Raw genomic sequence first — 12315 nt, 5'->3', positions numbered from 1 at the left:
ACCACTTGGGTATGAGGTGAAGCTATGTTAAACCGCGAGCTCGAAGTCACCCTCAATCTTGCCTTCAAGGAGGCTCGTTCGAAGCGTCATGAATTCATGACCGTCGAGCACCTGCTGCTGGCACTTTTGGATAACGAAGCTGCCGCCACCGTTCTGCGTGCGTGCGGCGCCAACCTCGACAAGCTCAAGCATGACCTGCAGGAGTTCATCGACTCCACCACGCCACTGATCCCCGTGCATGACGAGGACCGTGAGACCCAGCCAACCCTGGGCTTCCAGCGGGTATTGCAGCGTGCTGTCTTCCACGTACAGAGCTCCGGTAAGCGTGAGGTCACGGGCGCCAATGTGCTTGTGGCGATTTTCAGCGAACAGGAAAGCCAGGCAGTGTTCCTGCTCAAGCAGCAGAGCGTTGCCCGTATTGATGTCGTCAACTACATCGCCCACGGTATCTCCAAAGTGCCAGGGCACGGCGATCATTCCGAGGGTGAGCAGGATATGCAGGACGACGAGGGCGGTGAGTCTTCTTCTTCGGGCAATCCACTGGATGCCTATGCCAGCAACCTTAACGAACTGGCGCGCCAGGGGCGGATTGATCCGCTGGTGGGGCGTGAGCTTGAGGTTGAGCGTGTAGCGCAGATCCTCGCGCGTCGTCGCAAGAACAATCCGTTGCTGGTGGGTGAGGCCGGCGTGGGTAAAACCGCAATTGCCGAAGGCCTGGCCAAGCGCATCGTTGATAACCAGGTGCCTGATCTGCTGGCCAACAGCGTCGTCTACTCCCTTGATCTTGGCGCATTGCTCGCCGGGACCAAGTACCGTGGCGATTTCGAGAAGCGCTTCAAGGCGCTGCTCGGCGAGCTGAAAAAACGCCCGCAGGCGATTCTGTTTATCGATGAAATCCACACCATCATTGGCGCCGGCGCGGCGTCCGGTGGGGTGATGGACGCCTCCAACCTGCTCAAGCCGCTGCTGTCGTCGGGTGATATCCGTTGCATTGGTTCGACCACGTTCCAGGAGTTTCGCGGCATCTTCGAAAAAGACCGTGCCCTGGCGCGTCGCTTCCAGAAGGTCGACGTGTCCGAGCCTTCGGTTGAAGACACCATCGGCATCCTGCGCGGCCTCAAGGGACGCTTCGAGGCGCATCACGGCATCGAGTACACCGATGAAGCCCTGCGCGCTGCTGCTGAGCTGGCGTCGCGCTACATCAATGACCGGCATATGCCGGACAAGGCCATCGACGTGATCGACGAGGCGGGTGCCTACCAGCGCCTGCAGCCGGTCGAGAAGCGTGTGAAGCGCATCGACGTGCCTCAAGTCGAGGACATCGTGGCCAAGATCGCACGTATTCCACCCAAGCACGTCAACAGTTCCGACAAGGAACTGCTGCGTAACCTGGAGCGCGACCTCAAGCTCACGGTGTTCGGCCAGGATGCCGCTATCGACGCGCTGTCCACCGCAATCAAGCTCTCGCGTGCAGGCCTCAAGTCGCCGGACAAACCGGTCGGATCGTTCCTGTTCGCAGGCCCGACCGGCGTCGGCAAGACCGAAGCGGCGCGGCAATTGGCCAAGGCCATGGGTATTGAGCTGGTGCGTTTCGACATGTCCGAATACATGGAGCGCCACACCGTGTCGCGCCTGATCGGCGCGCCTCCGGGCTATGTCGGGTTCGACCAGGGCGGCCTGCTGACCGAAGCCATCACCAAGCAGCCACACTGCGTGTTGTTGCTCGATGAAATCGAGAAGGCTCACCCGGAAGTCTTCAACCTGCTGCTGCAGGTCATGGACCACGGTACCCTGACCGACAACAACGGGCGCAAGGCGGACTTCCGCAACGTCATCGTGATCATGACCACCAACGCCGGTGCCGAGACTGCTGCGCGAGCCTCTATTGGCTTTACGCATCAGGATCACTCGTCCGATGCGATGGAAGTGATCAAGAAGAGCTTCACGCCGGAGTTCCGCAACCGTCTGGACACCATTATCCAGTTTGGTCGCCTCAGCCATGAGGTCATCAAAAGCGTGGTGGACAAGTTCCTTACCGAGCTTCAAGCGCAGTTGGAAGACAAGCGCGTGCAGCTTGACGTAACGGACGCGGCGCGCAACTGGCTGGCCCAGGGTGGCTACGATTCGGCAATGGGCGCTCGTCCAATGGCGCGTCTGATCCAGGACAAGATCAAGCGGCCACTGGCCGAAGAGATCCTGTTTGGCGAGCTTTCCGACCATGGTGGCGTGGTGCACATCGACCTGAAGGATGGCGAGCTGACCTTCGAGTTCGAAACCACCGCCGAAATGGCCTGATAGCTGATCGCAACACAGTAAAAAGGCGCCCAAGGGCGCCTTTTTGCTGTCTTGAATACGTTGGAGATCTACTGTGGGGGCTGGCTTGCCTGCGATAGCGGTGGGTCAGCTGAAGAATATTTTCCTGATAGACCGCCATCGCAGGCAAGCCAGCTCCCACAGGGATTTGTGGTGTTGAACAAAATTGCGCACACACAAAAACGCCCGGTATAACCGGGCGTTTTGTATTGACTTGCTTAACGAGCGCGGTAAGTGATGCGCCCTTTGCTCAAGTCATAGGGCGTCAGCTCGACGCGCACTTTGTCACCGGTAAGAATACGAATGTAGTTCTTGCGCATCTTGCCGGAGATATGCGCGGTTACGACGTGCCCATTTTCCAACTCCACACGAAACATGGTGTTGGGCAGGGTGTCGACGACAGTGCCTTCCATTTCGAAGCTGTCTTCTTTCGACATGCAGTAAAGCCCTCGGTATCCAGTGAATGGCCCGGTGCAACTGCGCCAGGCAAAAGCGGCGTGCATTGTGCCCGAAAAAGGGTGTTTAAGCCAAGGGGTTCTAGTTAAGCGTTACCCATCTTTGATTAATCAGTAGCTCAATGGGCCGATATTGGGTCTTGTAGTTCATCTTTTTGCAGTTCTTGATCCAGTATCCGAGGTACACCGCCTCCAGTTCCAGGCGCGCGGCTTCACCGATTTGCCACAAAATCGCAAAGCGCCCAAGGCTGCGGCGTTCTTCGGCCGGCTCGTAGAAGGTGTAGACCGCCGACAGGCCGTTGGGCAGCAGGTCGGTCACCGCCACCGCCAACAGGCGGCCGTCCAGGCGGAACTCATAGAAGCGCGAGAAGGGCAGGTCGCGCACCAGGAAGGTCGAAAACTGATCGCGGCTGGGCGGGAACATATCGCCGTCCGCATGGCGTTGTTCGATGTAGCGTTGGTAAAGATCGAAATATTCTTCGCTGTACTGCGGCTTGGTGGCCGTGACCGTCAGGTCGGCGTTACGTTTGAGGATGCGTTTCTGGTTGCGGTCCGGCAAAAACTGCGCAACCGGGATGCGTGCAGGCACGCACGCATTGCAGTTCTGGCAATGGGGCCGGTACAGATGATCGCCGCTGCGCCGAAAACCCATCTCTGAGAGGTCGGCATACACATGCACGTCCATCGGCTGGCTGGGGTCGAGGAACAGTGTGGTGGCCTGCTCGTCAGGCAGATAGCTGCAAGAGTGAGCTTGAGTGGCATAGAACTTCAAGCGTGCCAGCTCGGTCATGATCAACCCTCGGGATAAGCTTTGAAATAAGTGTAAGCCAGGTACGAGGAAGTCGCCTAGGAAACCCACGGGCCAGAGCTGGGCTGGTCTAAATGGTTACGCAGGAAGCCGGCAAATTCACTGCGCGGTATGGCGCGGGCGCCGAGGCTGTGCAGGTGATCATTGGGCATCTGGCAGTCGATCAGTACAAAACCCCAGGCCTGCAACTGGCGGGTCAGCGTGGCAAAGCCGAACTTGGAGGCATTGTCGGCGCGGCTGAACATCGATTCGCCAAAAAATAACTGGCCCATTGCCAGGCCATACAGGCCGCCGACCAGCTTGCCTTCATCCCATACTTCGACGGAATGCGCGTAGCCGCGCCGGTGCAGCTCCAGGTAGGCGCTTTGGATACCTTCGGTGATCCAGGTGCCGTCTGCATAAGCGCGGGGCGCGGCGCAGGCCTGGATGACGGCGGCGAAGTCCTGATCAAAGGTCACGCTGTAGCGCTGCTGACGCAACAGTTTGCCGAGGCTGCGTGACACGTGCAGCTCGTCGGGGAATATCACCGTGCGCGGGTCTGGAGACCACCAGAGGATCGGCTGGCCGTCGGAGAACCACGGGAAACAGCCATGGCGGTAGGCCTGGATCAGTCGCTCGGCCGACAGGTCGCCACCGGCGGCCAGCAAGCCATTGGGTTCACGCATGGCTTTGGCCAGCGGCGGGAAAGTCAGGGAATCGCGTTGCAACCAGGTCAGCATGGTATCCAGGCTTACGGTAGGGGAGGGGAGTGGCAGGTATGACGCCTGCCGCATGTGGGATAATTATTGTCGACATGGCGCTGTGGGGCCAGCCCGAATCGGGCATCCGCGCGCAATAGCGTTAATAGGTGTTTCTGCAACTCTACCCTTTGGGCGCGGTCGTAATCGGGTCTGGGCCATGCAGGCCAATTGCCAAGCTTGCCTGCTTTGATAAAAACAGCGCATAAGCCTTTGTCAGCAAAGACAATGCGTGATCAAATTGAACAGGCTATGACACATCATCTGTGCAGGCCGTCGGGTGAGGGCAAGTACGTGGCATCGTCGACGCAAACCCGTACAATGCGGGCATTGTGGCGTTTTCGCCCTTTCACCTGTTCATCACCCAATGTTAAAAGTAGTTTCAGCGACATTCGTTCATTTTTCAGCTGCTCGGATTGAGCAGTGTGCAGTCATTCAACAGATGGACGCGCTAAAGGCGCAGGAATAGACCCGTTTTGAAGAAATCCGCCGCAACACCTAAAGCAGCAGTCGTGCCGGCCTGGCGCCAGCACCTGCATTACCGACTCAAGGAAGGCGCGCTGATCGCTATCGGCGCCCTGTGCCTGTTCCTGATGATGGCCTTGCTTACCTATGGCAAGGACGATCCGGGCTGGAGCCACAACAGCAAGATCGAAGACGTGCAGAACTTCGGCGGCCCCGCCGGTTCCTACAGCGCCGATATCCTGTTTATGGTGCTCGGCTACTTCGCGTATATCTTCCCACTGTTGCTGGCGATCAAGACCTGGCAGATCTTCCGCCAGCGTCACGAACCGTGGCAGTGGAGCGGCTGGCTGTTCTCCTGGCGCCTGATCGGCCTGGTGTTCCTGGTGTTGTCCGGCGCGGCGCTGGCGCACATTCATTTTCATGCACCTACCGGCTTGCCGGCGGGCGCGGGCGGGGCGTTGGGCGAAAGCCTCGGCGACCTGGCGCGCAAGACCCTGAATATCCAGGGCAGCACCTTGATGTTTATCGCGCTGTTCCTGTTCGGCCTCACTGTGTTCACCGACCTGTCGTGGTTCAAGGTGATGGACGTGACCGGCAAGATCACCCTGGACCTGCTCGAATTGTTCCAGGGCGCCGCCAACCGCTGGTGGTCGGCCCGGGTCGATCGCAAACGCATGGTCGCGCAACTGCGTGAGGTGGACACCCGCGTTAACGAAGTGGTGGCCCCGAGTACGCCGGACCGCCGCGAGCAAGCCAAGGTCAAGGAACGCCTTATCGAGCGCGAGCAAGCCCTGAGCAAGCACATGTCGGACCGCGAGAAGCAGGTGCCGCCGGTGATTGCCCCGGCACCGCCCAAAGCGCCGGAGCCGAGCCATCGTGTGCAGAAAGAGAAGCAGGCGCCGTTGTTCGTCGACAGCGCCGTAGAGGGCACCTTGCCGCCGATCTCGATTCTCGACCCGGCCGAAAAGAAACAACTCAATTATTCTCCGGAATCCCTGGCGGCCGTCGGCCACCTGCTGGAAATCAAGCTCAAGGAATTCGGCGTCGAAGTCTCGGTAGATTCGATCCACCCAGGCCCGGTGATTACCCGTTACGAAATCCAGCCGGCAGCCGGCGTCAAGGTCAGCCGTATCTCCAACCTGGCCAAAGACTTGGCCCGTTCCCTGGCCGTGACCAGTGTGCGTGTGGTGGAAGTGATCCCCGGCAAGACCACCGTCGGCATCGAGATTCCCAACGAAGACCGTCAGATCGTGCGGTTCTCCGAGGTGCTGTCGACGCCGGAATACGACAACTTCAAGTCACCGGTCACCTTGGCCCTCGGCCACGACATCGGCGGCAAGCCGGTGATCACCGACCTGGCAAAAATGCCGCACTTGCTGGTGGCCGGTACTACCGGTTCCGGTAAGTCGGTGGGCGTGAACGCGATGATTCTGTCGATCCTGTTCAAGTCCGGCCCGGATGACGCCAAGCTGATCATGATCGACCCGAAGATGCTCGAATTGTCGATCTACGAAGGCATCCCGCACCTGCTGTGCCCGGTGGTGACCGATATGAAGGACGCCGCCAACGCCTTGCGCTGGAGCGTCGCCGAGATGGAGCGTCGCTACAAGCTGATGGCGAAGATGGGCGTGCGTAACCTGTCGGGCTTCAATGCCAAGGTCAAGGAAGCCCAGGACGCCGGTACACCGCTGACCGACCCACTGTACAAGCGCGAAAGCATTCACGACGAAGCGCCGCTGCTGACCAAGCTGCCGACCATCGTGGTGGTGGTCGATGAATTTGCCGACATGATGATGATCGTCGGCAAGAAGGTGGAAGAACTGATCGCGCGTATCGCCCAAAAGGCCCGTGCGGCCGGTATTCACTTGATCCTCGCCACCCAGCGGCCGTCGGTGGATGTGATCACCGGCTTGATCAAGGCCAACATTCCAACGCGGATGGCGTTCCAGGTTTCCAGCAAGATCGACTCGCGCACTATCATCGACCAGGGCGGCGCCGAACAACTGCTGGGTCACGGTGACATGCTCTATATGCCTCCGGGCACCAGCCTGCCAATCCGGGTTCACGGCGCCTTCGTCTCCGATGATGAAGTTCACCGCGTGGTGGAAGCCTGGAAGCTGCGCGGCGCGCCGGAATACAACGACGACATCCTCGCAGGCGTCGAAGAGGCCGGCAGCGGCTTCGACGGCGGTAGCAGCGGTGATGACGATGCCGAAACCGACGCGCTCTACGACGAAGCCGTGGCATTCGTACTCGAAAGCCGTCGCGCCTCGATCTCTGCGGTGCAGCGCAAGCTCAAAATCGGTTACAACCGCGCCGCCCGCATGATCGAATCCATGGAAAACGCTGGCGTCGTAACCGCCATGAACACCAACGGTTCGCGTGAAGTCATCGCTCCCGGGCAGATGCGCGACTGATTCCGTGCTGCGTGACAACACGCAGCGCGCCCTGACGACTCAATGAGGATTCCCATGCGCTTTATCCGCATGCTGTTGTTGCCTGCACTGGCCCTGACTGCTGTTTCGGCCCACGCTGATCCGGCCTCGGTGGCCAGCCTGACTAACCTGCTGGACAAGTCCAAGACCCTGACCGCACGCTTCTCCCAGTTGACCCTGGATGCCGGCGGCACCCAGTTGCAGCAAACCGAAGGCGAAATGGCCGTACAGCGTCCTGGTCTGTTCTACTGGCACACCGAAGGCAAGGCCGAGCAGACGATTGTTTCCGATGGCCAGAAGGTCACCCTGTGGGACCCGGACCTGGAGCAGGCGACCATCAAGAAGCTCGACCCTCGTTTGAACCAGACGCCGGCGCTGCTGCTGTCGGGCGATGTATCAAAGATCAACGACAGCTTCGATATCACCTCCAAGCAAACCAGCAACGTGATCGAGTTCACCCTCAAGCCTAAATCCAAGGACACGCTGTTTGACAGCCTGAACCTGTCGTTCGGCAATGGCGTGATCAACAACATGCGCCTGATCGACAGCGTGGGCCAGCGGACCGATATCCTGTTCTCCGGCGTCAAGGCTAACCAGCCAGTGGACGCATCCAAGTTCAAGTTCGTCATCCCCAAGGGTGCCGACGTGATCCAGGAATAACCTGTCTAGAGGTTTCAAACGCTGCCCATGGATTTGTTTCGAAGTGACCCGATTGCTCAGCCTCTGGCGGCGCGTTTGCGCTCGACCAACCTGGATGAGTACGTCGGGCAGGAACACCTGCTCGCTCGCGGCAAGCCTTTGCGTGAAGCCCTGGAGCAGGGTGCGCTGCACTCGATGATTTTCTGGGGGCCGCCGGGCGTGGGTAAAACCACCCTGGCGCGGCTGCTGGCGAAAGTCTCGGATGCACATTTCGAAACGGTTTCGGCGGTACTGGCCGGGGTCAAAGAGATTCGCCAGGCGGTAGAAGTTGCCAAGCAACAGGCTGGGCAATACGGCAAGCGCACCATCCTGTTTGTCGACGAAGTGCATCGTTTCAATAAGTCGCAGCAAGACGCGTTTTTGCCGTATGTCGAAGACGGTACGTTAATCTTTATTGGCGCTACCACCGAAAACCCTTCGTTTGAACTCAACAATGCCTTGCTCTCGCGAGCGCGTGTCTATGTGCTCAAGAGCCTGGACGAAGCGGCGATGCAAAAGCTGCTGCATCGGGCTCTGAGCGAAGACAAGGGCTTGGGCAAGCGCCAGCTGAGTGTCAGCGAAGAAGGCTTCAAAATTCTGCTGGCCGCCGCCGATGGCGATGGTCGCCGCTTTCTGAACCTGCTGGAGAATGCCTCGGATTTGGCCGAAGACGGCAGTGAGATTGGCGTCGACCTGTTGCAAAGCCTGCTCGGCGACACGCGCCGCCGTTTCGACAAGGGCGGCGAAGCCTTTTACGATCAGATCTCGGCACTGCACAAGTCTGTGCGTGGCTCCAACCCCGACGGCGCGTTGTACTGGTTTGCACGCATGATCGACGGCGGCTGCGACCCGCTGTACCTGGCGCGCCGCGTGGTGCGCATGGCCAGCGAAGACATCGGCAACGCCGACCCGCGCGCCTTGAGCCTGTGCCTGGCCGCCTGGGATGTGCAGGAGCGCCTGGGTAGCCCGGAAGGCGAGTTGGCCGTGGCCCAGGCCATCACCTACCTGGCCTGCGCGCCAAAAAGCAACGCGGTGTACATGGGCTTCAAATCCGCCCTGCGCGCCGCTGCCGAATACGGCTCTCTTGAGGTGCCGATGCACCTGCGCAATGCGCCGACCAAGCTTATGAAACAGTTGGGTTATGGCGACGAATACCGCTATGCCCACGATGAGCCGGACGCCTACGCGGCCGGCGAAGACTACTTCCCCGATGAGCTTGAGCCCTTGCCGCTGTATCAGCCGGTGCCGCGTGGCCTGGAGCTGAAAATCGGTGAAAAGCTCAATCACCTGGCCCAACTCGACCGTCTCAGCCCAAAACAGCGGAGAAAGTAGTGCTCAAGACCATTCTTGCCGTGTCCGCCGCGGGCATCGCTGGTACATTATTGCGTTTCGCCACTGGCACTTGGGTCAGCGCCAATTGGCCGAAGCATTTTTATGCGGCCACTCTGGCGGTCAACCTGGTGGGTTGCCTGATTATCGGCCTGTTGTACGGCTGGTTCCTGTTGCGCCCCGAAGTGCCGATTGAGGTTCGCGCCGGCTTGATTGTCGGTTTTGTAGGCGGTCTTACGACCTTTTCATCCTTTTCACTGGATACGGTGCGCCTGCTGGAAAGCGGGCAAGCTTTGGTAGCTTTCGGTTACCTGGGCATCAGCGTGTTCGGCGGGCTGCTCGCCACCTGGGCTGGCCTGTCCTTGACCAAACTTTGATAAACGAGAGACCGACATGCTCGATTCCAAACTGTTACGTAGCAACCTTCAGGACGTAGCGGACCGCCTGGCATCCCGTGGCTTTGCCTTGGATGTTGCGCGCATCGAAGCGCTGGAAGAACAGCGCAAGACCGTCCAGACCCGCACCGAAGCGCTGCAGGCTGAGCGTAATGCGCGTTCCAAATCCATTGGTCAGGCCAAGCAGCGTGGCGAAGACATCGCGCCGTTGATGGCGGACGTCGAGCGCATGGGCACCGAGCTGTCCGACGGCAAAGTCGAGCTGGAAGGCATTCAGACCGAGCTGGATTCGATCCTGCTGGGCATCCCGAATATTCCGCACGAATCCGTGCCCATTGGTGAAGACGAAGACGGCAACGTCGAAGTGCGCCGTTGGGGCACGCCAAAAGCCTTTGATTTCGAGATCAAGGATCACGTTGCGTTGGGCGAACTGACCGGCGGCCTGGATTTCGAAACGGCCGCCAAAATGTCCGGCGCACGCTTTGCTCTGCTGCGCGGCCCGATCGCGCGCATGCACCGTGCCCTGGCGCAGTTCATGATCAACCTGCACACCGCTGAACACGGCTACGAAGAAGCCTACACGCCGTATCTGGTGCAGGCGCCGGCGCTGATGGGCACCAGCCAATTGCCTAAGTTCGAGGAGGATCTGTTCAAGATCAGCCGCGACGGCGAAGCCGACCTGTACCTGATCCCGACCGCCGAAGTGTCGCTGACCAACATCGTCGCCGGCGAAATCCTCGACGCCAAGCAGCTGCCGATCAAGTTCGTGGCCCACAGCCCGTGTTTCCGTAGCGAAGCCGGCGCTTCGGGGCGTGACACGCGCGGCATGATCCGCCAGCACCAGTTCGACAAAGTTGAAATGGTGCAGGTTGTTGAACCGTCGACCTCCATGGAAGCCCTGGAAGGCCTGACCGCCAACGCCGAGCGCGTCCTGCAACTGCTGGAGCTGCCTTACCGCGTACTGGCGCTGTGCACCGGCGACATGGGTTTCAGCGCTGTAAAAACCTACGACCTCGAAGTGTGGGTGCCGAGCCAGGACAAGTACCGCGAAATTTCGTCGTGCTCCAACTGCGGTGATTTCCAGGCCCGTCGCATGCAGGCGCGTTTCCGCAACCCGGAAACCGGCAAGCCGGAACTGGTACACACCCTCAACGGTTCGGGCCTGGCCGTAGGCCGTACCCTGGTGGCCGTGCTGGAAAACTACCAGCAGGCCGACGGTTCCATCCGCGTGCCGGAAGTGCTCAAGCCGTACATGGGCGGCGTTGAGGTCATCGGCTAAATGGAATTTCTGCCGCTGTTTCATAACCTGCGCGGCAGTCGTGTGTTGGTCGTCGGTGGCGGGGAGATTGCCTTGCGCAAATCCCGGCTGCTGGCCGACGCCGGTGCGTTGCTGCGGGTGGTTGCTCCCCAGATCGAAGACCAGTTGCGAGAACTGGTGCTGGGCAGTGGCGGGGACCTGATTCTGCGCGGTTATCAGGAGGCCGACCTTGACGGCTGCGTTCTGATTATCGCGGCCACGGACGACGAGCCGCTGAACGCGCAAGTGTCCAGCGATGCCAAGCGCCGGTGCGTACCGGTCAATGTGGTGGACGCGCCAGCCCTGTGCAGCGTGATCTTCCCGGCGATTGTCGACCGTTCACCCTTGGTGATTGCGGTGTCCAGCGGCGGCGATGCGCCGGTGCTGGCGCGCTTGATCCGCGCCAAGCTGGAAACCTGGATTCCGTCGACTTATGGCCAGTTGGCCGGTTTGGCGGCGCGTTTTCGCGCCCAGGTCAAAGGTTTGTACCCGGATGTGCAGCAGCGTCGGGCCTTTTGGGAGGAGGTTTTCCAAGGCCCGATCGCCGACCGTCAATTGGCCGGGCAGGGCGACGAAGCTGAGCGTCTGTTGATCGAAAAGGTCAACGGCGCGCCGCCGTACGCGCCGGGCGAAGTCTATTTGGTCGGTGCAGGCCCAGGTGATCCGGACCTGCTGACCTTCCGCGCCTTGCGCCTGATGCAGCAAGCCGACGTGGTGCTGTATGACCGCCTGGTAGCGCCGGCGATTCTTGAGCTGTGCCGACGTGACGCCGAGCGTATCTACGTCGGCAAGCGTCGCGCCGACCATGCCGTGCCGCAGGACCAGATCAACCAGCAACTGGTGGACCTGGCCAAGCAGGGCAAGCGTGTGCTGCGACTCAAAGGTGGCGATCCGTTCATCTTCGGCCGTGGCGGCGAAGAGATCGAAGAACTGGCGGCCCATGGCATCCCGTTCCAGGTGGTGCCGGGGATCACGGCAGCCAGCGGTTGCGCGGCGTATGCGGGGATTCCGCTGACGCACCGTGACTATGCGCAGTCGGTGCGCTTTATCACCGGGCATTTAAAGAACGGGACCTCGGACCTGCCCTGGCATGACCTGGTGGGGCCGTCGCAAACGTTGGTGTTCTACATGGGCCTGATCGGCTTGCCGATCATCTGTGAGCAACTGATCAAGCACGGGCGCGCGGCAGATACCCCGGCGGCGTTGATCCAGCAGGGCACCACGTCCAACCAGCGCGTGTTTACCGGCACCCTGGCGGATTTGCCGCGCATGGTGGCGGAGCATGAAGTGCATGCGCCGACACTGGTGATCGTCGGTGAGGTGGTGGTGTTGCGCGAGAAACTCAAGTGGTTTGAAGGCGCGCAATCCCAGGTCTGACATCGCCGCTGTGGTGAGTGATCTTA

General features: G+C 60.2%; 10 protein-coding genes. 7 read left to right on the top strand and 3 right to left on the bottom strand.

From position 1 onward, the window contains the following. Nucleotides 1-24 precede the first annotated feature (24 nt). Nucleotides 25-2295, top strand: a complete 2271-nt coding sequence (gene clpA, locus AOA62_RS04790) for an ATP-dependent Clp protease ATP-binding subunit ClpA (RefSeq protein WP_053256828.1) — start codon at nucleotides 25-27, stop codon at nucleotides 2293-2295. A gap of 236 nt (nucleotides 2296-2531) precedes the next feature. On the opposite strand, the gene infA is transcribed toward clpA, so the two are convergent. The 3 genes from infA to aat all read right to left on the bottom strand — a co-directional run bounded on the left by infA (nucleotide 2532) and on the right by aat (nucleotide 4295). Continuing rightward, entirely contained in the window at nucleotides 2532-2750 is a 219-nt protein-coding gene (gene infA, locus AOA62_RS04785; RefSeq protein ID WP_002553999.1) for a translation initiation factor IF-1, read from the bottom strand. Nucleotides 2751-2850: 100 nt separating this feature from the next. Beyond that, nucleotides 2851-3558: an arginyltransferase gene (locus AOA62_RS04780; protein ID WP_017137504.1), complete on the bottom strand. Its 708-nt coding sequence runs from the start codon at nucleotides 3556-3558 to the stop codon at nucleotides 2851-2853. A 56-nt stretch (nucleotides 3559-3614) separates the two neighbouring features. Beyond that, the gene (gene aat, locus AOA62_RS04775) at nucleotides 3615-4295 is read right to left on the bottom strand and encodes a leucyl/phenylalanyl-tRNA--protein transferase (protein ID WP_017137503.1); all 681 of its coding nucleotides are present in this window, start codon (nucleotides 4293-4295) and stop codon (nucleotides 3615-3617) included. 494 nt (nucleotides 4296-4789) lie between these two features. Between aat and AOA62_RS04770 the strand changes: the two genes are divergently transcribed. The 6 genes from AOA62_RS04770 to cysG are packed head-to-tail and all read left to right on the top strand — an operon-like array spanning nucleotide 4790 to nucleotide 12289. Then, nucleotides 4790-7195, top strand: coding sequence for a DNA translocase FtsK (locus AOA62_RS04770; protein WP_069788233.1), 2406 nt, complete (start codon nucleotides 4790-4792; stop codon nucleotides 7193-7195). Between the two features lie 54 nt (nucleotides 7196-7249). Further along, nucleotides 7250-7873: an outer membrane lipoprotein chaperone LolA gene (gene lolA, locus AOA62_RS04765; protein ID WP_017137501.1), complete on the top strand. Its 624-nt coding sequence runs from the start codon at nucleotides 7250-7252 to the stop codon at nucleotides 7871-7873. Between the two features lie 27 nt (nucleotides 7874-7900). Beyond that, nucleotides 7901-9223 (top strand): replication-associated recombination protein A, encoded by a 1323-nt coding sequence (locus tag AOA62_RS04760; RefSeq protein WP_099548025.1) that lies wholly within the window; start codon nucleotides 7901-7903, stop codon nucleotides 9221-9223. After that, a complete protein-coding gene (gene crcB, locus AOA62_RS04755; protein WP_017137499.1) occupies nucleotides 9223-9597 on the top strand; it encodes a fluoride efflux transporter CrcB in 375 nt (124 codons plus the stop codon). Before AOA62_RS04760 ends, crcB begins: the two co-directional genes overlap by 1 nt. A 16-nt stretch (nucleotides 9598-9613) precedes the next feature. Beyond that, the gene (gene serS, locus AOA62_RS04750) at nucleotides 9614-10894 is read left to right on the top strand and encodes a serine--tRNA ligase (RefSeq protein WP_017137498.1); all 1281 of its coding nucleotides are present in this window, start codon (nucleotides 9614-9616) and stop codon (nucleotides 10892-10894) included. Continuing rightward, nucleotides 10895-12289, top strand: a complete 1395-nt coding sequence (cysG, locus tag AOA62_RS04745) for a siroheme synthase CysG (protein WP_017137497.1) — start codon at nucleotides 10895-10897, stop codon at nucleotides 12287-12289. Nucleotides 12290-12315 lie beyond the last annotated feature (26 nt).

Source organism: Pseudomonas sp. 2995-3, assembly GCF_002742565.1.
GTDB classification, from domain to species: Bacteria; Pseudomonadota; Gammaproteobacteria; order Pseudomonadales; family Pseudomonadaceae; genus Aquipseudomonas; species Aquipseudomonas edaphica.
Note: the sequence above shows the minus strand (reverse complement) of the source record. Positions and strands in the feature narration are given on the sequence as shown.